General features: G+C 65.3%; 19 protein-coding genes. 13 read left to right on the top strand and 6 right to left on the bottom strand.

Translation table 11 applies throughout. The annotated features are described in order from the left end of the window. Window positions 1-89 precede the first annotated feature (89 nt). Both FSV73_RS12835 and FSV73_RS12830 read right to left on the bottom strand, forming a co-directional pair. The gene (locus tag FSV73_RS12835) at window positions 90-977 is read right to left on the bottom strand and encodes a lysophospholipid acyltransferase (RefSeq protein ID WP_145008245.1); all 888 of its coding nucleotides are present in this window, start codon (window positions 975-977) and stop codon (window positions 90-92) included. Between the two features lie 89 nt (window positions 978-1,066). Further along, entirely contained in the window at window positions 1,067-1,651 is a 585-nt protein-coding gene (locus FSV73_RS12830) for a DNA-3-methyladenine glycosylase I (RefSeq protein WP_145008244.1), read from the bottom strand. A gap of 389 nt (window positions 1,652-2,040) precedes the next feature. Here FSV73_RS12830 and glyQ point away from each other — a divergent pair, with 389 nt between their 5' ends. The 4 genes from glyQ to FSV73_RS12810 are packed head-to-tail and all read left to right on the top strand — an operon-like array spanning window position 2,041 to window position 6,358. Continuing rightward, window positions 2,041-3,006 (top strand): glycine--tRNA ligase subunit alpha, encoded by a 966-nt coding sequence (gene glyQ / locus FSV73_RS12825; protein WP_145008243.1) that lies wholly within the window; start codon window positions 2,041-2,043, stop codon window positions 3,004-3,006. Further along, window positions 3,006-5,063 carry a glycine--tRNA ligase subunit beta gene (gene glyS / locus FSV73_RS12820; RefSeq protein WP_145008242.1) on the top strand — a complete coding sequence of 686 codons (2,058 nt, stop codon included), beginning with the start codon at window positions 3,006-3,008 and terminating at the stop codon, window positions 5,061-5,063. Before glyQ ends, glyS begins: the two co-directional genes overlap by 1 nt. A gap of 3 nt (window positions 5,064-5,066) precedes the next feature. Further along, entirely contained in the window at window positions 5,067-5,609 is a 543-nt protein-coding gene (gene gmhB / locus FSV73_RS12815; protein WP_145008241.1) for a D-glycero-beta-D-manno-heptose 1,7-bisphosphate 7-phosphatase, read from the top strand. After that, the gene (locus FSV73_RS12810; RefSeq protein ID WP_145008240.1) at window positions 5,609-6,358 is read left to right on the top strand and encodes a lysophospholipid acyltransferase family protein; all 750 of its coding nucleotides are present in this window, start codon (window positions 5,609-5,611) and stop codon (window positions 6,356-6,358) included. The genes gmhB and FSV73_RS12810 overlap by 1 nt, the downstream gene beginning before the upstream one ends. A gap of 386 nt (window positions 6,359-6,744) precedes the next feature. Here FSV73_RS12810 and gyrB read toward each other — a convergent pair whose 3' ends face one another. The 4 genes from gyrB to dnaA are packed head-to-tail and all read right to left on the bottom strand — an operon-like array spanning window position 6,745 to window position 12,883. After that, entirely contained in the window at window positions 6,745-9,165 is a 2,421-nt protein-coding gene (gyrB, locus tag FSV73_RS12805) for a DNA topoisomerase (ATP-hydrolyzing) subunit B (protein WP_145008239.1), read from the bottom strand. Then, on the bottom strand, window positions 9,162-10,271 hold the full coding sequence (gene recF / locus FSV73_RS12800) for a DNA replication/repair protein RecF (RefSeq protein ID WP_145008238.1): 1,110 nt from the start codon (window positions 10,269-10,271) through the stop codon (window positions 9,162-9,164). The genes gyrB and recF overlap by 4 nt, the downstream gene beginning before the upstream one ends. A 10-nt stretch (window positions 10,272-10,281) precedes the next feature. Continuing rightward, a complete protein-coding gene (dnaN, locus tag FSV73_RS12795) occupies window positions 10,282-11,385 on the bottom strand; it encodes a DNA polymerase III subunit beta (RefSeq protein WP_145008237.1) in 1,104 nt (367 codons plus the stop codon). A gap of 28 nt (window positions 11,386-11,413) precedes the next feature. Then, on the bottom strand, window positions 11,414-12,883 hold the full coding sequence (dnaA, locus tag FSV73_RS12790) for a chromosomal replication initiator protein DnaA (RefSeq protein WP_145008236.1): 1,470 nt from the start codon (window positions 12,881-12,883) through the stop codon (window positions 11,414-11,416). Between the two features lie 526 nt (window positions 12,884-13,409). On the opposite strand from dnaA, the gene rpmH reads away from it, so the two are divergent. The 9 genes from rpmH to FSV73_RS12745 all read left to right on the top strand — a co-directional run bounded on the left by rpmH (window position 13,410) and on the right by FSV73_RS12745 (window position 22,009). Continuing rightward, a complete protein-coding gene (gene rpmH / locus FSV73_RS12785) occupies window positions 13,410-13,544 on the top strand; it encodes a 50S ribosomal protein L34 (RefSeq protein ID WP_007160134.1) in 135 nt (44 codons plus the stop codon). 12 nt (window positions 13,545-13,556) lie between these two features. Next, window positions 13,557-13,958 (top strand): ribonuclease P protein component, encoded by a 402-nt coding sequence (gene rnpA / locus FSV73_RS12780; RefSeq protein ID WP_145008414.1) that lies wholly within the window; start codon window positions 13,557-13,559, stop codon window positions 13,956-13,958. Beyond that, window positions 13,951-14,199 carry a membrane protein insertion efficiency factor YidD gene (yidD, locus tag FSV73_RS12775; RefSeq protein ID WP_145008235.1) on the top strand — a complete coding sequence of 83 codons (249 nt, stop codon included), beginning with the start codon at window positions 13,951-13,953 and terminating at the stop codon, window positions 14,197-14,199. The genes rnpA and yidD overlap by 8 nt, the downstream gene beginning before the upstream one ends. A gap of 2 nt (window positions 14,200-14,201) precedes the next feature. Further along, window positions 14,202-15,917, top strand: coding sequence for a membrane protein insertase YidC (yidC, locus tag FSV73_RS12770; protein ID WP_145008234.1), 1,716 nt, complete (start codon window positions 14,202-14,204; stop codon window positions 15,915-15,917). A gap of 63 nt (window positions 15,918-15,980) precedes the next feature. After that, window positions 15,981-17,345 carry a tRNA uridine-5-carboxymethylaminomethyl(34) synthesis GTPase MnmE gene (gene mnmE, locus FSV73_RS12765; RefSeq protein ID WP_145008233.1) on the top strand — a complete coding sequence of 455 codons (1,365 nt, stop codon included), beginning with the start codon at window positions 15,981-15,983 and terminating at the stop codon, window positions 17,343-17,345. 442 nt (window positions 17,346-17,787) lie between these two features. Next, window positions 17,788-19,680 (top strand): tRNA uridine-5-carboxymethylaminomethyl(34) synthesis enzyme MnmG, encoded by a 1,893-nt coding sequence (mnmG, locus tag FSV73_RS12760; RefSeq protein WP_145008232.1) that lies wholly within the window; start codon window positions 17,788-17,790, stop codon window positions 19,678-19,680. Beyond that, window positions 19,680-20,324, top strand: a complete 645-nt coding sequence (rsmG, locus tag FSV73_RS12755) for a 16S rRNA (guanine(527)-N(7))-methyltransferase RsmG (protein ID WP_145008231.1) — start codon at window positions 19,680-19,682, stop codon at window positions 20,322-20,324. Before mnmG ends, rsmG begins: the two co-directional genes overlap by 1 nt. A gap of 8 nt (window positions 20,325-20,332) precedes the next feature. After that, complete coding sequence (locus FSV73_RS12750) at window positions 20,333-21,127, top strand: ParA family protein (protein ID WP_145008230.1); 795 nt, start codon at window positions 20,333-20,335, stop codon at window positions 21,125-21,127. A 9-nt stretch (window positions 21,128-21,136) separates the two neighbouring features. Further along, window positions 21,137-22,009: a ParB/RepB/Spo0J family partition protein gene (locus FSV73_RS12745; protein ID WP_145008229.1), complete on the top strand. Its 873-nt coding sequence runs from the start codon at window positions 21,137-21,139 to the stop codon at window positions 22,007-22,009. Window positions 22,010-22,151 lie beyond the last annotated feature (142 nt).

Genomic DNA, 22,151 nt, shown 5'->3' with positions numbered 1-22,151 from the left:
GAACGGTCTAGGGAATCAGCCGAGCGATCCGGCGCGCACGGCCTTGCGCAGCCGGTCTGCCCGGGCAGGCCCCGGGCGCGGCTGGGCGTCTAGTACCACTTTTCCTCGCCTTCCGGGCGATTCTTGAATCTCTTCATGCTCCACATGTACTGGGTCGGATAGCGCCGTACATAGCCGGCCAGCACCTCGCTCATGGCCGCCACCGAGACCTCCGGGTCCGGGTCGTACATGGCCGGCGGCGCGGCTTCCAGGATCACCTTGTAGCCGCTGCCGTCCTCCAGGCGCACCGCATGGAAGAACACTCCCCGGGCCTTGCCGCGGGCCAGCAGCGAGGGGACGAACTTGCTGGTCAGGGCGGTGGTACCGAGGAAGGGCACGAACAGCCCGGCGCTGCGGCTCGGCTCGGGATCGGCGGGAATGCCCACCGCGCCGCCACGACGGACTTCCTTGATCACGCTGATGATGCCTTCCGGGGTGGACGGTGCCACCCGGTTGCCCAGCTGCACCCGCTGGCGCTTGAGCAAGTCATCCACCGCCTTCAGCTTGGGCGGCCGGTAGAAGATGATCGGCTTGGCATGGGAGCAGTAGAAGTGATTGAGCAACTCCCAGTTGCCGAGATGGCTGGTGATGCCCACCACGCCATCGCCGGAGGCCAGGGCTTCCTGCAAGACGTCCATGCCCTCCACCTCGCGCACCAGGCGCAGCGAGCGCTGCGGCGACCAGATCCAGGCGCAGGCGCTTTCGGTCAGGGTCTTGCCGATACCGCGCAGGCACTCGCGCGACAGCCGCTCCAGGCCGGCGGCATCGAGTTCGGGAAAACAGTGGGCGAGATTGATGCGGGTGACGGTGCTGGCGCGGGTCGGCAGCTTCCACATGCACCAGCCAATGAAGCCACCCAGGCGCTGCACCAGCGGCCAGGGCAGCAGGGCGAAAAGGCGCAGGAAGGCGATCATCAGCGCGCCTTTGAATCTTTCCAAAAGAGGGCTCCTGTCTGAATGCGCCGACAGTTTACCGTCTACGAGCCCCGGAAACGTTAAGAAAGCGTAAGGTTCAGCTTAACCGGCTGCTATACATTCAGGGATTCATGCAGCCCTGCCGACGGACGGGCCAGGTCGGCGTACCGGTCGCAGTCGAGGGTGTGGTCCATCACCAGTCCCATGGCCTGCATGAAGGCATAGCAGATGGTCGGGCCGACGAAGGTGAAGCCCGCCTTCTTGAGCGCCTTGCTCATGGCCTCGGCCTCCGGCGTGATCGCCGGGACGTCGCTGCGATCACGGAAGGCATTGATGCGCGGCGTGCCACCGACGAAGGACCACAGCCAGCCGGAGGGATCTTCGAGCCGGAGCCAGGCCTGGGCATTCTGCCGGGCGGCGCGCAGCTTGGCGCCATTACGGATGATGCCCGGGTCCTGCATGAGATCTTCGATCTCCGCCTCGGTGAGCTGGGCCAGGCGCCGGGGATCGAAGCCATGCAGCACCTCGCGATAGCGTTCGCGCTTCTTGAGGATGGTGATCCACGACAGGCCCGCCTGGAAGCCTTCCAGCAGCAGGAATTCGAAGAGCACCGCCGGATCGCGCTGGGGCACGCCCCATTCGCGGTCGTGATAGTCGATGTACAGCGGATCGGCGGTGCACCAGTAGCAACGCGGCATGGCGAAGACTCGGTCGAGAAGGAAAGGCCTCACCTTAGCGCAACTGGCGGGCGGAGGAGAGGCGTCCACCGGCCTCATCGGCGGCCACTCCTACAGCGGGTGAGGCTTTTGTAGGAGCGGCCGCCTCGGCGGACCGCCCTGGCCGCGATTGAGCGCGATAAGGACAGACCCTAGGTTGGGTCGAGACGGCGCTATCGTCGAAGCCCGACATCGCCGGCGCCCCGAGACACTGTTGGGCTTCGCTACGCTCAACCCAACCTACGCGGGCCCAGAGTTGCGATAACGGAAGCAAGCACTTTCCCGCCGGGCAGCCCTAAGCCCCCATGCGGTCACCACCGGCTTTCGGCTATACTCCCCGGCTTTTCGTCGCAGCCGAACGGGTATTTTTCGTGAGCCAGTCCAAGCCCACCGTGCGCACCTTCCAAGACTTGATCCTGGCCTTGCAGCAATACTGGGCCGAGCAGGGCTGCGTGGTACTCCAGCCCTATGATATGGAAGTCGGCGCCGGTACCTTCCACACCGCCACCTTCCTGCGCGCCATCGGTCCCGAGACCTGGAACGCCGCCTACGTGCAGCCCAGCCGCCGCCCCACCGACGGCCGCTACGGCGAGAACCCCAATCGCCTGCAGCACTACTACCAGTTCCAGGTGGTGTTGAAGCCCAACCCGGACAACTTCCAGGAGCTCTACCTGGGCTCCCTGGCGGCCATCGGCCTGGATCCGCTGGTGCACGACGTGCGCTTCGTCGAGGACAACTGGGAATCGCCGACCCTGGGCGCCTGGGGCCTGGGCTGGGAAGTCTGGCTCAACGGCATGGAAGTCACCCAGTTCACCTACTTCCAGCAGGCCGGCGGCCTCGAGTGCTACCCGGTGACCGGCGAGATCACCTATGGCCTGGAACGCCTGGCCATGTACCTGCAGGGCGTGGACTCGGTCTACGGCCTGATCTGGGCCGACGGCCCCTTCGGCACCGTGACCTACGGCGACGTCTTCCACCAGAACGAGGTGGAGCAGAGCACCTACAACTTCGAGCACGCCAACGTGCCCAAGCTGTTCGAGCTGTTCGACTTCTACGAATCCGAGGCCAATCGCCTGATCGCCCTGGACCTGCCGCTGCCCACCTACGAGATGGTGCTCAAGGCCTCCCACACCTTCAACCTGCTGGACGCCCGCCGCGCCATCTCGGTGACCGAGCGCCAGCGCTACATCCTGCGCGTACGCACCCTGGCGCGTAGCGTCGCCCAGGGCTACTTCAAGGCCCGGGCCCGCCTGGGCTTCCCGCTGGCCACCCCCGCGCTGCGTGACGAGGCCCTGGGTCGCGACGATGTCCAGGCGCTGCTCAAGGAGGGCGAATGATGAGCGATTCCCTGGATTTCCTGGTCGAGCTGGGTACCGAAGAACTGCCCCCCAAGGCGCTCAAGACCCTGGGCGATAGCTTCCTCGCCGGCATCGAGAAGGGCCTCAAGCAGGCCGGCCTCGGCTATGCCAGTGCCCGCGCCTATGCCGCGCCGCGCCGCCTGGCGGTGCTGGTCGAAGCCCTGCAGACCCAGCAGCCCGAGCGTAGCGTCAACCTGGACGGCCCGCCGGTGCAGGCCGCCTTTGGTGCCGACGGCCAGCCGACCCAGGCGGCCCTGGGCTTCGCCCGCAAATGCGGCGTCGACATCAGCGCCATCGACCGCAGCGGTCCCAAGCTGAGATTCTCCCAGAGCATCCCCGGTCAGCCGGCGGCCAGCCTGCTGCCTGGCATCGTCGAAGCCTCCCTGGCCGAGTTGCCGATTCCCAAGCGCATGCGCTGGGCCGCCCGCCGCGAGGAATTCGTCCGCCCGACCCAGTGGCTGGTGATGCTGCTGGGTGACGAGGTCATCGACTGCGAGATCCTCACCCGCCGCGCCGGCCGTGAGTCCCGCGGCCACCGCTTCCATCATCCCGCTACCGTGCGCATCAGCGCCCCGGCCCACTACGCCGCCGACCTGCGCGCCGCCCATGTGCTGGCCGACTTCGCCGAGCGCCGCCAGCTCATCGAATCCCGCGTGGCCGAACTGGCCGCGGCGGAGCAGGGCAGCGCGGTGGTACCGCCGGCCCTGCTGGACGAGGTGACCGCCCTGGTGGAATGGCCGGTGCCCCTGGTCTGCGCCTTCGAGGAACGCTTCCTCGAGGTGCCCCAGGAAGCCCTCATCACCACCATGCAGGACAACCAGAAGTACTTCTGCCTGCTGGATGCCCAGGGCAAGCTGCTGCCGCGCTTCATCACCGTGGCCAACCTGGAGAGCAAGGATCCGGCGCAGATCGTCAGCGGCAACGAGAAGGTGGTCCGCCCGCGTCTCACCGACGCCGAGTTCTTCTTCAAGCAGGACCAGAAGCATCCGCTGGAAAGCTTCAACGAGCGCCTGAAGAACGTGGTGTTCCAGGCGCAGCTCGGTACCGTCTACGACAAGGCCCAGCGCGTCGCCGCCCTGGCCGCCTTCATCGCCGAGCGCATCGGCGGTGACGCCGAGCGCGCCCACCGCGCCGGCGTCCTCGCCAAGTGCGACCTGGCCACCGAGATGGTCGGCGAATTCCCCGAGATGCAGGGTATCGCCGGCTACTACTACGCCAAGAAGGGCGGCGAAGCCGAGGACGTGGCCCTGGCGCTCAACGAGCAGTACATGCCGCGCGGCGCCGGCGCCGAACTGCCGCAGACCCTGACCGGGGCCGCCGTGGCCCTGGCCGACAAGCTCGACACCCTGGTCGGCATCTTCGGCATCGGCATGCTGCCCACCGGCAGCAAGGACCCCTTCGCCCTGCGCCGCCAGGCCTTGGGCGTGCTGCGCATCCTCATCGAGAAGGGCCTGGAGCTGGACCTGCCGGCCGCCGTGGCCTTCGCCATCGCCGGCTACGGCGAGCGGGTCAAGGCCGCTGGGCTACAGGAACAGGTACTGGACTTCGTCTTCGATCGCCTGCGGGCGCGTTACGAAGACGAAGGTATCGACACCGCCGCCTACCTGGCCGTGCGTGCCCTGCGTCCGGCCTCGGCACTGGACTTCGACCAGCGCGTCCAGGCCGTGCAGGCCTTCCGCCGCCTGCCCGAGGCCGAAGCCCTGGCCGCCGCCAACAAGCGCGTTTCCAACCTGCTCGGCAAGTTCGAGGGCCAGGTCGCCACCCAGGCCAATGCCGCGCTGTTCGAGACCGACGCCGAGCGCACCCTGGCCGCGGCCATCGCCGACGCCGAGCGCGATGCCGCGCCCCTGGCCGCCGCCCGCCGTTATCGCGAAGCCCTGGAGCGCCTGGCCAGCCTGCGCGCACCGGTGGATGCCTTCTTCGACGAGGTCTTGGTCAACGCCGAAGACGAACGCGTCCGCGCCAATCGCTATGCACTGCTCGCCCACCTGCGGGGCCTGTTCCTCGGCATCGCCGATATCTCGGTGCTGGGCTAGGGCATGAAGCTGATCGTGCTGGACCGCGACGGTGTCATCAACGTCGATTCCGATGACTACGTGCGCAGCGCCGAGCAGTGGCAACCGCTGCCCGGCAGCCTCGCCGCCATCGCCCGGCTGAAGCGGGCCGGCTGGCAGGTGGCCGTGGCCACCAACCAGTCCGGCCTGGCCCGCGGTTACTTCACGGCAGACGACCTGGCCGCCATGCACGAGAAGCTGCAACGCCTGCTGGCGGAGGAGGGCGGTCAGGTCGATCTGATCCTGCACTGCCCCCATGGCCCGGAAGCGGCCTGCGCCTGCCGCAAGCCGCTGCCCGGTCTGTTCCGCGCCATCGCCGCTCAGTACGGTCGCAGCGAGCTCACCGGCGTCCCCGTGGTCGGCGACAGCCTGCGCGACCTGGAAGCTGGCCTGGCCCTCGGCTGCACACCCTATCTGGTGCGTACCGGCAAGGGCGAACGTACCCTGGCCAAGCCCTTGCCATCCGGCACCCAGGTCTTCGCCGACCTGGCCGCGGTGGTCGATCACCTGCTCGAGGAAGCGCCCTGATGCGGCTCTTGCGTACCCTGTTGTTCTACCTGCTGCTGGGTACCAGCGGCATCCTCTGGTCCTGCGTCAGCCTGCTGATCGCGCCCTTCCTGGCCTATCGCGCCCGCTATCGGCTGGTGGTCAAGGCCTGGACCGGCTTCGCCGTCTGGCTGGCCAAGGTCGTCTGCGGCATCCGCTACGAGATCGACGGCCTGGAGAACGTCCCGGCGCAACCCTGCGTGATCGTGGCCAACCACCAGAGCACCTGGGAAACCTTTTTCCTCTCCGCCCAGTTCGAGCCCACCTCCCAGGTGATCAAGCGCGAATTGCTGCGGATCCCCTTCTTTGGCTGGGCCTTCTCGCTGCTCAAGCCCATCGCCATCGACCGTGACAACGGCAAGCTCGCCCTGCAGCAGCTCACCGAGCAGGGCGGCCGCTACCTGGCCCAGGGTTGCTGGGTGCTGATATTCCCCCAGGGCACCCGCATCGATTATGGCCAGATGGGCAAGTTCTCCCGCGGCGGCGCCGCCCTGGCCTGCAGCCTGAACGTGCCCATCCTGCCCATCGCCCACGATGCCGGCGCCTATTGGCCCAATCGCTCCTGGATCAAGTCGCCGGGCACCATCAAGGTCAGCATCGGTCCGCTGCTGCATCCCCAGGGCCAGGATCCGCGCGCCATCGTCGATCTCAACAACCGCTGCTTCGCCTTCATCGAGCAGGCCCTCGCGCCCAAGCCCGACGCCCACTCTAGCCAGCGCTGCGTGGCCTGACCGCCAGGCCGCAAGGGCCTGGCGTTTCCTCCGGTTTTCCTCCGATTTTCCACAGACTTATCCACAGGCTCTCGCACGGCTTTGTCCTGCGTCGCTCTTGGACCTCTTGCGCCAATACCGGGAATTCCACAAGTACCGACAAGCTTATTCCCAGGCTTATCCACAGGCCCTTTCGTTATACCCTGTGCCTCTATGCCGCATGGCACGGCCTCTTTGCACACTTTTATGGCATCGCCGAAAAGACGCTTAGCGAAACTATCCACAAAACCTTCAGCTATAAGATGAATGGCAAGGCACGCAGGGGAACGAAACGGCGATGCCATCTGGCCAGAATGTTTTCCACAAAAAAGCCCCGCAGCGCGGGGCTTGTGCATAACAACGCTCGATCAGACGTCGAGGTTGGAAACGGCCAGGGCGTTGCTTTCGATGAAGTCGCGACGCGGCTCCACCTGATCGCCCATCAGGGTATTGAAGATCTGGTCGGCGGCGATGGCGTCCTCGATGGTCACCTTGAGCATGCGACGCACGTTCGGATCCATGGTGGTTTCCCACAGCTGATCCGGATTCATCTCGCCCAGGCCCTTATAGCGCTGGATGTTGAATCTCTTGCTGGTCTCGTTCATCAGCCATTCCCAGGCTTCCTTGAAGGTGCTGACCGGACGCCGGCGTTCGCCGCGCTTGGCGTAGGCGCCTTCTTCCAGCAGGTTGTCCAGCTGGGCGGCCAGCTCGGTCACCAGACGGTAATCGTTACTGCCGAAGAAGTCCCGGTTGAAGGTGACGTAGCTGGACAGGCCATGGGCACGGGTCTCGACTTCCGGCAGCCACAGGCTGCGCTCACGATCCTCACGCAGGCTGATGGTGTAGGTGGTGCCATTGCGCTCGGCGGCCTTCAGGCGCGTCTCGAAGCCGGCCAGCCACTGGCGCATGGCGGCTTCGTCGCCCAGCTGCTCCAGACCCACGCGGGGCAGGTACAGCAGGTGCTCGCTGATGTCGGCCGGGTAGAGGCGCGACAGGCGCTTGAAGGTCTTCATCACCTGGCGGTAGTTGTTCACCAGCTTCTCGAGTTCCACGCCGGACAGGCCCGGGGCGTTCTCGTTGACGTGCAGGCTGGCTTCCTCGAGGGCGGTCTGGGTCAGGTATTCCTCCATCGCCTCGTCGTCCTTGATGTACTGCTCCTGCTTGCCCCGCTTCACCTTGTACAGCGGCGGCTGGGCGATGTAGATGTAGCCGCGCTCGATCAGCAGCGGCATCTGGCGGAAGAAGAAGGTCAGCAGCAGGGTACGGATGTGCGAACCGTCCACATCGGCATCGGTCATGATGATGATGTTGTGGTAGCGCAGCTTGTCGATGTTGAATTCTTCGCGACCGATGCCACATCCCAGTGCGGTGATCAGGGTGCCCACTTCCTGGGAGGAGAGCATCTTGTCGAAGCGCGCCTTCTCCACGTTGAGGATCTTGCCCTTGAGCGGCAGGATCGCCTGGGTACGCCGGTTGCGGCCCTGCTTGGCCGAACCACCGGCGGAGTCACCCTCCACGATGTAGAGTTCGGAGAGCGCCGGATCCTTCTCCTGGCAGTCCGCCAGCTTGCCCGGCAGGCCGGCGATGTCCAGGGCGCCCTTGCGGCGGGTCATTTCCCGCGCCTTGCGCGCCGCTTCCCGGGCCCGCGCGGCGTCGATCATCTTGCCGACCACCGCCTTGGCTTCGTTGGGGTTCTCCAGCAGGAAGTCGGAGAAGTGCTTGCCCATCTCCTGCTCCACCGCGGTCTTCACCTCGGAGGAGACCAGCTTGTCCTTGGTCTGGGAGGAGAACTTGGGATCCGGCACCTTGACCGAGATGATGGCGGTCAGGCCTTCCCGGGCATCGTCGCCGGTGGTGGCGATCTTGAATTTCTTCGCCAGGCCCTCGGCCTCGATGTAGCTGTTCAGGTTACGCGTCAGCGCCGAGCGAAAGCCCGCCAGGTGAGTACCACCGTCGCGCTGCGGAATGTTGTTGGTGAAGCAGAGGATGTTCTCGTTGAAGCTGTCGTTCCACTGCAGGGCCACTTCCACGCCGACGCCATCGTCTTCGCGCTGCACCTGGAAGTGGAACACCTGGTTCACCGCGCTCTTGTTGGTGTTCAGGTAGTCGACGAAGGCACGCAGGCCGCCTTCGTACTTGAACAGCTCTTCCTTGCCGGTGCGCTCGTCGCGCAGGACGATGCCGACGCCGGAGTTGAGGAAGGACAGCTCGCGGATGCGCTTGGCCAGGATGTCCCAGCTGAACTGGATGTTGTTGAAGGTCGCGGCCGACGGCTTGAAGTGAACCTGGGTACCGGTGCTGTCGGTCTCGCCGATCACCGCCAGGGGCGCCTGGGGTACCCCGTGCACATAGACCTGCTCCCACACCTGGCCAGCGCGGCGAATGGTCAGCCGCAGCTCCTCGGACAGGGCGTTCACCACCGAGACGCCCACGCCGTGCAGGCCGCCGGACACCTTGTAGGTGTTGTCGTCGAACTTACCGCCGGCGTGCAGCACGGTCATGATGACCTCGGCCGCCGAGACGCCTTCTTCCTTGTGGATGTCCACCGGGATGCCGCGGCCGTTGTCGCGCACGGTGATGGACTCGTCCATGTGGATGGTGATGCTGATTTCGCTGCAGAAGCCGGCCAGGGCCTCGTCGATGGAGTTGTCCACCACCTCGAAGACCATGTGGTGCAGGCCGGTGCCGTCATCGGTGTCGCCGATGTACATGCCGGGGCGCTTGCGCACGGCATCCAGTCCCTTCAGCACCTTGATGCTGGAAGAGTCGTAGGTATTGGTCTCGCTCATGCTTGGCTCCCGCTAGTGTGGGTCTGCTTGATATGGCCGTGTTCCACGTGAAACACGCTGACCTCTGTCTCCGGCCGCCAGGCGGCCTGTAGCGTCTCGCGCTCGACACAGGTGATGAAGACTTGGCACTCCAGTGCCTCCAGCAGCCGGCACAAGGCCAGCCGGTGTCCCTCGTCCAGTTCCGAGGGCAGGTCGTCGATGAGATAGACGCACTGGCCCCGCTTGACCTGATTGACCAGCCGCCCCTGGGCGATGCGCAGGGCGCACACCACCAGCTTCTGCTGGCCGCGCGACAGGATGTCCGCCGCATTGTGATTGCCGATGCGAATCCGCAGATCGGCCCGCTGCGGCCCGGCCTGGGTGTGCCCCAGCTGCAGGTCCCGCGGCAGACTGTCCGCCAGCACCTCGCGCAGATCGCGCTCGCGATCCCAGCCGCGGTAGTAACTCAGGGTCAGGCCGTCCAGCTGGATCAACTCGGCCAGCACGGCGGTGAATTCCGGCTTCAGGCGCTGGATATAGGCCTGGCGAAAGCCATCGATCTCGCCGCTGGCCAGGGCCAGTTCCTGATCCCAGGCGGCCTGCGCCGCAGGGTCGATTTTACCACGTCTGAGCCAGTGATTCCGCTGTCTGAGCGCCTTTTGCAGGCGTTGCCACACCGGCAGGAAACGCTGTTCTTCGTGGAACACACCCCAGTCGAGAAATTGCCGTCTGATCTTCGGGCTACCCTCGAGCAGCCGGAAGCCATCGGGGTTGATCAGCTGCAGCGGCAGCACCTCGGCCAGTTGCGTCGCGCTGCGGGCATTCTCGCCGTTGATGCGGATCTGGTAATCGCCGCCACGCTCGCGCTGGATGCCCAGGTTGCAGTCCTGGCCGCCGGGCAGCCGTACCTGGCCGAACACCGTGCAACTGGCCTGTTCGTGCTGGATGACCGGCGCCAGCTTGGTACTGCGAAAGGAGCGCGCCAGGCCCAGCAGGTGGATGGCCTCCAGCAGGCTGGTCTTGCCGCTGCCGTTGGCCCCGTGCAGCAGGTTGACCCGCGGCGAGGGTTGAAGCGCGACCGCCTGCAGATTGCGCAGGCGGTCGGCGTTGAAGCGGATCAGCGTCATCGAGCGGCGATCAGAGGCGCATCGGCATCACGACATAGGAGGAATCATCGTTGCCCGCCTCCTGCAACAGTGCACTGCTGCTGGAATCGGACAGGGTGATGCGTACCTGGTCGGTGGTCATCACGCCGAGCACGTCGAGCAGGTAGCTGACGTTGAAGCCGATCTCCAGGCTGCCGCCGTCGTAGTCGACCTGCAGCTCTTCCTCAGCCTCTTCCTGCTCCGGGTTGTTGGCCTGGATCTTCATGAAGCCATTTTCCAGCTGCAGGCGGATACCGCGGTATTTCTCGTTGGAGAGGATGGCGGTACGGCTGAAGGCCTCGCGCAGGTGCTGGCGCTCGCCGAGGACCAGCTTGTCGCCATGGCGTGGCAGCACCCGCTCGTAGTCGGGGAACTTGCCGTCCACCAGCTTGGAGGTGAAGGTGAAGTCACCGGTGGTGGCGCGGATGTGGTGCTGGCCGAGGACCACGTTTACCGGCTCTTCCGGCTCGGTGAGCAAGCGCGACAATTCCAGGATGCCCTTGCGCGGCACGATGACCTGGTGCTTCTCGGCCTGGTCGACCTCGGCCTCGAGCATGCACATGGCCAGCCGGTGACCGTCGGTGGCCACGGCGCGCAGGCGCCCGGTACTGGCTTCCAGCAGCATGCCATTGAGGTAGTAGCGCACGTCCTGCTGGGCCATGGCGAAACCGGTACGTTCGATCAGGCGGCGCAGGCGGCCCTGGGGAATGCTGAACTTCAGCGAGCCCGGGCCTTCCTCCACGGTAGGGAAGTCGTTGGCCGGCAGGGTGGACAGGGTGAAGCGGCTGCGGCCGGAGCGGATCAGCAGCTTCTGCTCCTCGGTGCGGATGTCGATCAGCGCATCGGGCTGCAGGCTCTTGCAGATGTCCATCAGCTTGCGCGCCGGCACGGTGATCTCGCCGGCTTCGGCGGCTTCTTCCAGCTCGACCCGGCCAACCAGCTCGACTTCCAGGTCGGTACCGGTGAGCGACAGCCGCTGGCCTTCCACGACCAGGAGTACGTTGGACAGCACCGGCAGCGTTTGCCGACGTTCCACGACACCGGCCACCAGCTGCAGCGGTTTCAACAGGGCTTCGCGTTGAATGGTGAAATGCATGGTCAGGTCCTTGCCAGGGCCGCGTCCGTCAGGTGGTCAGGGTACGCAGCAGGTTCTTGTAATCCTCGCGAATATCCGCGTCGGATTCCCGAAGTTCGGCGATCTTGCGACAGGCATGCAACACCGTCGTGTGATCGCGTCCGCCAAAGGCGTCGCCGATTTCCGGCAGGCTGTGGTTGGTCAGTTCCTTGGACAGCGCCATGGCGACCTGCCGCGGCCGGGCCACCGAACGCGAGCGGCGTTTGGACAGCAGATCGGCGATCTTGATCTTGTAGTACTCGGCCGCGGTGCGCTGGATATTGTCGATGCTGACCAGCTTGTCCTGAAGCGCCAGCAGATCCTTGAGCGATTCGCGGATCAGTTCGATGGTGATGTCGCGACCCATGAAGTGGGCGTGGGCGATCACCCGCTTGAGGGCGCCTTCCAGCTCGCGCACGTTGGAGCGGATGCGCTGGGCGATGAAGAAGGCGGCGTCATGGGGCAGGTCGACCTTGGCCTGGTCGGCCTTCTTCATCAGGATCGCCACCCGCGTTTCCAGCTCCGGCGGCTCCACCGCCACGGTGAGACCCCAGCCGAAGCGCGACTTGAGTCGCTCTTCCAGGCCATCGATCTCCTTGGGATAACGGTCGCTGGTGAGAATCACCTGTTGTCCACCTTCGAGCAGGGCGTTGAAGGTGTGGAAAAACTCTTCCTGCGAACGCTCCTTGCGGGCGAAGAACTGGATGTCGTCGATCAGCAGCGCATCCACCGAACGGTAGAAGCGCTTGAATTCGTTGATGGCGTTGAGCTGCAGCGCCTTGACCATGTCGGCGACGAAGCGCTCCGAATGCAGATAGACGATCTTGGCATTCGGATTGCGCTTGAGCAGGTGGTTACCCACCGCATGCATCAGGTGGGTCTTACCCAGGCCGACGCCGCCATAAAGGAAGAGCGGGTTGTAGCCGTGCTTGGGGTTGTCCGCCACCTGCCAGGCCGCGGCGCGGGCCAGCTGGTTGGACTTGCCCTCGACGAAGTTCTCGAAGGTGAAGGTGCGGTTGAGGTAGCTGGTGTGCTTGAGCGCGCCCTCCACCTGCACGGTGCGTTCGGTCCTGACCGCCGGCTCGTCGGCCTCGGCCAGCTCCGCCGTGACGTCTTCCAGGGCGACGCCCGCGGTGACGATGTCCGACTGGATGGGTTGCGGCGCCTGCACGGGCGGCGGCAACGGCGTGCCCTGGCTGCTCGGCGTCTGGGCCGGGCGCGGCTTGTTGCTGCGCTTGCTGCCGATCAACAAGGACAGCACCGGCGCGATGCCGTCGTCGGCATGCTCCTCGAGCAACTCGAGGATTCGGCCCAGGTACTTCTCGTTGACCCAGTCGAGCACGAAGCGGTTGGGCGCGAACACCCGCAGCTCATCCCCTTCCGCTTCCACCTGCAGTGGCCGGATCCAGGTATTGAATTGTTGCGAAGGCAGTTCGTCGCGCAGCACATCCACGCAACGTTGCCAGAGTTCGACCGACACAGCGTCTCCCAAGAACTGGAGCGGCCCGGACGGGCCATGAGCAAACGCCCATTGTATCCCTCCCCACCCGGGTTATCCACATGGTCGCGCAGTTTCCCGGCAAGCAGCCCGTTCGACGAAGAAGCCCGACCGCGCTACCGCCAGCTCTGTGGATAACGCCATCTGACCTCTCTGGACATCTCAGGGCTTTTTGCTGTGGATAATCCTGCTGTGCGTAACAGTCGCTGTTATCCACAGGCTCTGACCAGGCTAGCCACCCTGATCCCACCTGTTGAAAACAACCTTTCCATCCTCGCTCGGACCAGGCCTGCCCTAGGCTATCGCGATCTATCCACAGAAACCGGCTTCACCATACATATTCACTTCAACAGTCTTTTAAAACCTTCTGACCTGTTGATTTTATTTGCCGGGTCGTCGATCAGCGGGTGTTGGTTGGAAATTGACCTGTCCCCGGGCTTTCTCTAGAATCCCCGGTCTCTTTGCGCGGGGCACTCATGCCTTGCCGCTTTCACCTAGGTAAAAGTCCATGAAACGCACCTTCCAACCCAGCACCCTGAAGCGCGCCCGTGTCCACGGTTTCCGTGCTCGTATGGCAACCAAGAACGGCCGTCAGGTTCTGTCCCGTCGCCGTGCCAAAGGCCGCAAGCGTCTGGCGATCTGATTGCCCGGTCAGGTGGTGAGTCAGGGTTTCGGTCGGGACAGGCGCTTACTGAGCTCCCAACAGTTCCAAGCGGTCTTTGACTCTCCCACCCACAAGGCGTCCGGCAAGCACCTGCTGCTGCTCGCCCATGCCAATGGGCTCGACCATTCCCGCCTGGGGCTGGTCATCGGCAAGAAAAGCGTCAAGCTTTCCGTCGAGCGCAACCGCATTAAGCGGGTGATCCGCGATTCCTTCCGTCTGAATCAGGACCGCCTGGGCAGTTTCGATCTGGTCTTCGTCGCCCGAAAGGGGCTCGGCGAAGTCGACAATCCCGAATTGCACGATCAACTGCTGCAACTCTGGAAACGCCTCAATCGCCAGGCGACCAAGGCCGTTGCCCACTCAACCGACAGTCCCGACGGTGCTCATGCGTAAACCGGCCCTGCTGCTGATTCGCTTCTACCGTTTTGCCATCAGCCCCATGATGGCCAGTCACTGTCGTTTCTATCCGACCTGTTCCGGTTACGCCCTCGAAGCCATCGAGCGCCACGGGCTGTTGCGTGGTGGCTGGCTGACCACACAGCGACTGTGCCGGTGCCACCCGTGGCACCCAGGCGGATACGATCCCGTTCCTCCCGCAAAGAACCCAGCCCCGACCTCTTCGATGGCCGAGTAAACATGGATATCAAGCGCCCGCTACTCATTGCCGCCTTGGCGATCGTGTCCTACACCCTGGTTTTCCAGTGGAACAAGGATTACGGCCAGGGTGAATTGCCCACGGCCAAGACGCAGACCAGCGTCCTGCCCGGCGATACCCCCAACGTGCCCACCGACGTACCGGCGGATGCCAAGGCCGCCGCCCCGGTGGATAACACGGCCGCCCAGCCGAGTACCGCGCTCATCAAGGTACGCACCGATGTCCTCGACCTGGCGATCGATCCGCGCGGCGGCGACATCGTCCAGCTCGGACTGGTGCAGTACCCCCAGCGCCAGGACCATCCCGACGTTCCCTTCATGCTGTTCGACAACGGCAACGAGCGTCTCTACCTGGCCCAGAGCGGCCTGACCGGTGCCAACGGTCCCGACGCCAACAGCGCCGGTCGCCCGCTGTACAGCTCGGCCCAGTCCAGCTACGTGCTCGCCGATGGCCAGCCGCAGCTGGTGGTGGATCTCAAGTACCAGGCCAACGGCGTCGACTACACCAAGAGATTCACCTTCCACCGGGGCCTGAAGGTCGACTGCTCGGACGCCGAGAAGGCGCAGAAGAAGATCACCTGCATCAACCCGGACGCCTACCAGATCCAGGTCAGCTACCTGATCGACAACCACAGCGCCAGCGCCTGGAACGGCGTGCTCTATGCCCAGCTGAAGCGGGACAAGAGCGGCGATCCTTCGGCCACCACCGCCACCGGCGTGTCCACCTACCTGGGCGCCGCGGTCGGTACCCCGGCCGAGCCCTACCGCAAGGTGTCCATGGGCGACATGGACAAGAACCGCCTGCAGGAATCCGTGCAGGGCGGCTGGGTCGGTTGGCTGCAGCACTACTTCGTCACCGCCTGGGTGCCGAACAAGGACGAGCAGCACCAGATCACCACCCGTAAGGATGCTCAGGGCAACTACATCGTCGGCTTCACCGGTCCGCAGCTGAGCGTGCCGGCCGGTGGCAAGGCTGAGACCTCCCTGACCCTCTACGCCGGCCCGAAGATCCAGGAGCACCTCAAGACCCTGTCCCACGGCCTGGAACTGACCGTCGACTACGGCTTCCTGTGGTTCATCGCCCAGCCGATCTTCTGGCTGCTGCAGCACATCCACAGCATCCTGGGTAACTGGGGCTGGTCGATCATCGTCCTGACCATCATCATCAAGATGCTGTTCTTCCCGCTGTCCGCCGCCAGCTACCGTTCCATGGCGCGCATGCGTGCCGTTGGTCCGCGACTGCAGGCGCTGAAGGAACAGCATGGCGACGATCGCCAGAAGATGTCCCAGGCGATGATGGAGCTGTACCGCAAGGAGAAGATCAATCCGCTGGGTGGCTGCCTGCCCATCGTGGTGCAGATGCCGGTGTTCCTGGCGCTGTACTGGGTGCTGCTGGAAAGCGTCGAGATGCGCCAGTCGCCCTGGATGTTCTGGATCACCGACCTCTCGGCCAAGGATCCCTTCTTCATCCTGCCGATCATCATGGGCGGCACCATGCTGGTCCAGCAGATGCTCAACCCCGCACCGCCGGATCCCATGCAGGCCAAGGTGATGAGGATGATGCCCATCGTCTTCACCTTCTTCTTCCTGTGGTTCCCGGCCGGCCTGGTGCTGTACTGGATCGTCAACAACTGCCTGTCGATCCTGCAGCAGTGGTACATTACCCGGAAGATCGAGGCGGCCAGCAAGAAGGCCTGACCTCGCTCACGTTATCCACACGACGCCCCTTGATTGGGGCGTCGTGCTTTCTGGAGGATCGTCATGTCCCTGCCTTCCGACAGCATCGCCGCCATCGCTACCGCCACCGGCCGCGGCGGGGTCGGCATCGTCCGCGTCTCCGGGCCGCTGGCGGCGCCCCTGGCGCGGGTGATCTGCGGCCGCGAACTGCCACCGCGGCATGCGCACTACGGCAACTTCCTCGCCGCCGACGGCAGCGTGCTGGATGCCGGCATCGCCCTGTTCTTTCCCGGGCCGAATTCCTTCACCGGCGAAGACGTGCTGGAGCTGCAGGGCCATGGTGGCCCGGTGATCCTCGACCTGCTCCTGCGGCGCACCCTGGAGGAGGGCGCGCGCCTCGCCCGCCCGGGTGAATTCAGCGAGCGCGCCTTCCTCAACGACAAGCTCGACCTGGCCCAGGCCGAGGCCATCGCCGACCTCATCGAAGCGAGCACCGAACAGGCGGCGCGCAATGCCCTGCGCTCGCTGCAGGGCGAGTTCTCGCGCCGGGTGGAAAGCCTGGTCGAGCAGCTCATCCGCCTGCGGATCTACGTCGAGGCCGCCATCGACTTTCCAGAAGAGGAGATCGACTTCCTCGCCGACGGCCGGGTGCAGGGGCTGCTGGAGGGCGTCCAGGCCGAACTGCAGGAGGTCCAGCGCGAGGCCAATCGCGGCGCCCTGCTGCGTGACGGCATGACGGTGGTGATCGCCGGCCGGCCCAACGCCGGCAAGTCCAGCCTGCTCAATGCCCTGGCCGGACGCGAGGCCGCCATCGTCACCGACATCGCCGGGACCACCCGCGATGTGCTGCGCGAACATATCCACCTCGATGGCATGCCGCTGCATGTGGTCGATACCGCCGGCCTGAGAGACACCGACGACCGGGTGGAGCAGATCGGCGTCCAGCGCGCCCTGGACGCCATCGCCGGCGCTGACCGGGTGCTGCTGGTGGTGGACGCCAGCGCCCCGGAGGCCCGAGATCCCCAGGCGCTCTGGCCGGAGCTGCTCAGCGCCCGGCCGCCGCAGGACAAGCTGACGGTGATCCGCAACAAGGCCGACCTCACCGGCGAGGCCACCGGCCTGCTGGCCACCCACGGGCCGGTCGAGATCTCCCTGAGCGCCACCGATGGCCAGGGCGTCGAGGCGCTGCGCGAGCACCTCAAGGCCTGCATGGGCTTCGAGCAGACCACCGAAGGCGGCTTCAGCGCCCGGCGCCGCCACCTGGATGCCCTGCAACGCGCCGCCAGCGCCCTGGAACACGGCCATCGGCAACTCACCCTGGCCGGCTCCGGCGAGCTGCTGGCCGAGGACCTGCGCCAGGCGCAACAGGTGCTCGGTGAGATCACCGGGGCTTTCAGCTCCGACGACCTGCTCGGCCGCATCTTCTCCAGCTTCTGCATCGGCAAGTAGCCCCGCCGGTTGCGGCAGGCCTGTGCAACGCAGGCCTGTACTGTCCTCATCCCACCCTTCCAGAGCTCTGTTGATAACCCTGCCTGAGGTCTGCCCATAAATCGGTGCACGACCGGTTCATGACTGCCGCTGTGGATAAGCAGCCAAAGGCTCCACAGGATGCTGAGAGCTTGTGTTCATCCACAGCACACGACATCCACCAGGTTCAGGTTGTCCCCAGGCCAGAGCTGCCAAGGGCTGCAAAGGCTTATCCACAGCGAAGGGCCTGCATATACACAAGCTCTATATCAGTCCTTTTAAACATTTCTTCCCTATTGTTTATATCGAGCGTCTCCGCTGCCGACTGGTCATTTTTTGGCCAGGGCCTCTTCTGCAAGCGGGATCCAAGGCTTATACTTACCGGCTTTCCTTTGAATTCCTGCCAACAGGCACGAGGTGCGTGGTGGACTTTCCTTCCCGTTTCGACGTCATCGTGATCGGCGGCGGCCATGCCGGTACCGAAGCGGCCCTGGCGGCCGCCCGCATGGGTGTGCGCACCCTGCTGCTCACGCATAATGTGGAAACTCTCGGCCAGATGAGCTGCAACCCCGCCATCGGCGGCATCGGCAAGAGCCATCTGGTCAAGGAGATCGATGCCCTGGGTGGCGCCATGGCTGCGGCCACGGATCTCGCCGGCATCCAGTTCCGCATTCTCAACAGCCGCAAGGGACCAGCGGTCCGCGCCACTCGCGCCCAGGCCGATCGCGTGCTGTACAAGGCGGCCATCCGCTACGCCCTGGAAAACCAGCCGAACCTGTGGATATTCCAGCAGGCCTGCGACGACCTCATCGTCGAGGGCGACCGCGTCGCCGGCGTGATCACCCAGATGGGTCTGAAATTCCACGCCGACAACGTGGTGCTGACCGCCGGGACCTTCCTCGGTGGTCTTATCCACATCGGCCTGCAGAACCACAGCGGTGGACGAGCCGGAGATCCGCCGGCCATCGCCCTGGCGCAGCGCCTGCGTGAATTGCCGTTACGGGTGTCCCGCCTGAAGACCGGCACGCCGCCGCGCATCGATGGCCGCTCGGTGGATTTCTCGGTGATGACCGAGCAACCCGGCGATACCCCGCTGCCGGTGATGTCCTTCCTCGGCAATCGCGAGCAGCATCCCGCGCAGGTCAGTTGCTGGATCACCCACACCAACGCCCGCACCCACGACATCATCCGCGCCAACCTGGATCGTTCGCCCATGTACTCGGGCGTGATCGAAGGGGTAGGGCCGCGCTACTGTCCGTCCATCGAAGACAAGATCCATCGCTTCGCCGACAAGGACAGCCACCAGGTCTTCCTCGAACCCGAGGGCCTGACCACCCACGAGCTCTATCCCAACGGGATCTCCACCTCGCTGCCCTTCGACGTGCAGCTCGAGGTGGTGCGCTCCATGCGCGGCCTGGAGAACGCCCACATCCTGCGACCCGGCTACGCCATCGAATACGATTTCTTCGATCCGCGGGATCTCAAGTACAGCCTGGAAACCAAGGTCATCGCCGGATTGTTCTTCGCCGGCCAGATCAACGGCACCACCGGCTACGAAGAAGCCGGCGCCCAGGGCCTGCTCGCCGGTGCCAATGCCGCGCTGCGCGCCCAGGACCGCGAGGCCTGGTACCCGCGTCGCGACGAGGCTTACCTCGGCGTGCTGGTGGACGACCTCATCACCCTGGGCACCCAGGAGCCCTACCGGATGTTCACCTCTCGCGCCGAATACCGGCTGATCCTGCGCGAGGACAACGCCGACCTGCGCCTGACCGAGAAGGGCCGCGAGCTGGGCCTGGTGGACGACCAGCGCTGGGCGCTGTTCGAAGCCAAACGGGAAGGCATCGCCCTGGAAGAGCAGCGCCTCAAGGCGACCTGGATCCGTCCGGGCACCCCCCAGGGCACCGCGGTCGCCGAGCGCTTCGGCACGTCGCTGAACCACGAATACAACCTGCAGAACCTGCTGGCGCGGCCGGAGATCGACTATGCCGGGCTGATGGCCGCGGTGGGCGAGACACCGGCCGAGACCCAGGTCGCCGAGCAGATCGAGATCAAGACCAAGTACGCCGGCTACATCGATCGCCAGCAGGACGAGATCCAGCGGCTGCGCGCCAGCGACGCCGTGGCGCTGCCGGCCGAACTCGACTACGCCACCATCTCCGGGCTGTCCAAGGAGATCCAGCACAAGCTGAGCCAGGCCCGTCCCGAGACGCTGGGCCAGGCCTCGCGCATTCCCGGGGTCACCCCGGCGGCGGTCTCGCTGCTGCTGATCCACCTGAAGAAGCGCAGCGCCGGCCGCAGCCTGGAGCACAGCGCCTGATGGCCAGCGCGATCCAAGCCAAGGAACTGCGCCAGGGCGCCGAGACCCTCGGGGTGGCGCTGTCCGCCGCCGTGGAAGAGCGTCTGCTGGGCTACCTCGACCTGCTGGTCAAGTGGAACAAGGCCTACAACCTCACTGCGGTGCGCGATCCGGGCGAGATGGTCTCGCGACACCTGCTGGACAGCCTCAGCATCGTCCCCTACGTCACTAGCGGGCACTGGCTGGACGTGGGCAGCGGCGGCGGCATGCCGGGCATTCCCTTGGCGATCCTGTTTCCCGACTCGCGCTTCACCCTGCTCGACAGCAACGGCAAGAAGACGCGCTTCCTGACCCAGGCCAGGATCGAGCTGGGCCTGGCCAACCTCGAGGTGGTCCACGCCCGGGTCGAGGCCTTCCAGCCGGCCACGCCCTTCACCGGCATCGTCTCGCGGGCGTTCAGCGCCATCGACGACTTCGCCACCTGGACGCGGCACCTGGGCGACGACCAAACACAGTGGCTGGCGATGAAGGGGCTGCACCCCGACGACGAGCTGGCCAAGCTACCAGCGGATTTCCGGGTTGCGGCGGCGCACGTCCTCGCGGTTCCCGGTTGCCAAGGCCAGCGGCACTTGCTGATACTGCGCCGCACGATTGGAGAGGGGTAAGGCGGTACATGGCCAAGGTTTACGCGATAGCCAACCAGAAGGGCGGGGTGGGCAAGACCACGACGTGCATCAATCTCGCCGCTTCCCTGGCCGCCACCAACCGGCGCAAGGTGCTGCTGATCGACCTCGATCCCCAGGGTAACGCCACCATGGGCAGCGGGGTGGACAAGCACGCCCTGGAGCATTCGGTGCTCGACGTTCTCACCGGGGCCTGTGGCCTGCTGGACGCCATGCACTTCTCCGAGCACGGCGGCTACCAGCTGCTGCCTTCGAACCGCGACGTCACCGCCGCGGAAGTCGAGCTGCTGGAACTGCCCGGGCGCGAGAGTCGCCTGCGCGACGCCCTGGCGCCGGTGCGGGACAACTACGACTACGTGCTGATCGACTGTCCGCCGTCGCTGTCCATGCTGACCATCAACGGCCTGGTCTCCGCCGATGGCGTGATCATCCCCATGCAGTGCGAGTACTTCGCCCTGGAAGGCCTGACCGATCTGATCGGCAGCATCCAGCACATCGCCCAGCGGCTCAATCCGCAGCTGAAGATCGAGGGCCTGCTGCGCACCATGTTCGATCCGCGCATCGGCCTGGCCAACGACGTCGCCGCCCAGCTCAAGCAGCACTTCGGCGACCAGCTGTACGAAACCATCATTCCGCGCAACGTCCGTCTGGCCGAGGCGCCCAGCTACGGGATGCCCGCCCTGGTCTACGACAGGAGTTCGAAGGGGGCCGCGGCCTACCTGGAGCTGGCCAGCGAGCTGGTCAAACGTCAGCGCAAGGCGGCTCGCACCGCCAAGACTGCCTAAGGAATCCCCATGGCTGTGAAGAAACGAGGACTGGGCCGCGGCCTCGATGCCCTGCTCGGCGGTGCCAGCGTCAAGGTCCTGCAGGAGCAGGCCGCCGCCACGCCGGTCAGCGAGCTGCAATCGCTGCCGGTGGACATCATCCAGCGCGGCAAGTACCAGCCGCGTCGGCACATGGATCCGGCCGCCCTGGAAGAGCTGGCCAACTCCATCCGCGTCCAGGGGCTGATGCAGCCCATCGTGGTGCGCGCCATCGGCGAGGGTCGCTACGAGATCATTGCCGGCGAGCGCCGCTGGCGTGCCAGCCAGCAGGCGGGGCTGGACCGCATCCCCGCCCTGGTCCGCGACGTGCCCGACCAGGTCGCCATCGCCCTGGCGCTGATCGAGAACATCCAGCGGCAGAACCTGAACCCGCTGGAAGAGGCCATGGCCCTGCAACGGCTGCAGGACGAATTCGAGCTGACCCAGGCCCAGGTGGCCGAGGCCGTCGGCAAGTCGCGCTCGGGCGTGACCAACCTGCTGCGCCTGCTGGCCCTGGCCGAAGAGGCCAAGGAGCTGCTGGCCAAGGGCGAGCTGGAAATGGGCCATGCCCGGGCGTTGCTCGGCCTGCCCAAGGCCCGCCAGGCCGAAGGGGCGCGGCACGTTGTCGCACGGGGCCTGACGGTCCGCCAGACCGAGGCCCTGGTCCGCCAGTGGCTCAGCGGAGCGGAACCGGGCGAGAAGGCCGCGGTGGTGGATCCCGACATCATCCGGCTGGAGCAGCGTCTGGCCGAACGTTTGGGCGCCAACGTGCAGATCCGCCATGGCGAGAAGGGCAAGGGGCAATTGGTGATCCGCTATACCTCTTTGGACGAACTTCAAGGCGTACTGGCGCACATTCGCTGACACAAATGCCTGCAAGGCTGGGCGGCAATCTGTCCGGGGTGGCTTGAACCCCTCCGGACGCGCCCCTATACTTTGCCCGCTTTTTGTCGGCACAAAGCATGCCAGTGAAAACAACTATTAAGCCGACACCAGAGGACTTCGA

It is taken from the genome of Pseudomonas oryzihabitans, from assembly GCF_007665395.1.
Taxonomy (GTDB): domain Bacteria; phylum Pseudomonadota; class Gammaproteobacteria; order Pseudomonadales; family Pseudomonadaceae; genus Chryseomonas; species Chryseomonas psychrotolerans_C.
This window is presented reverse-complemented; position numbering and strand designations above follow the sequence as displayed.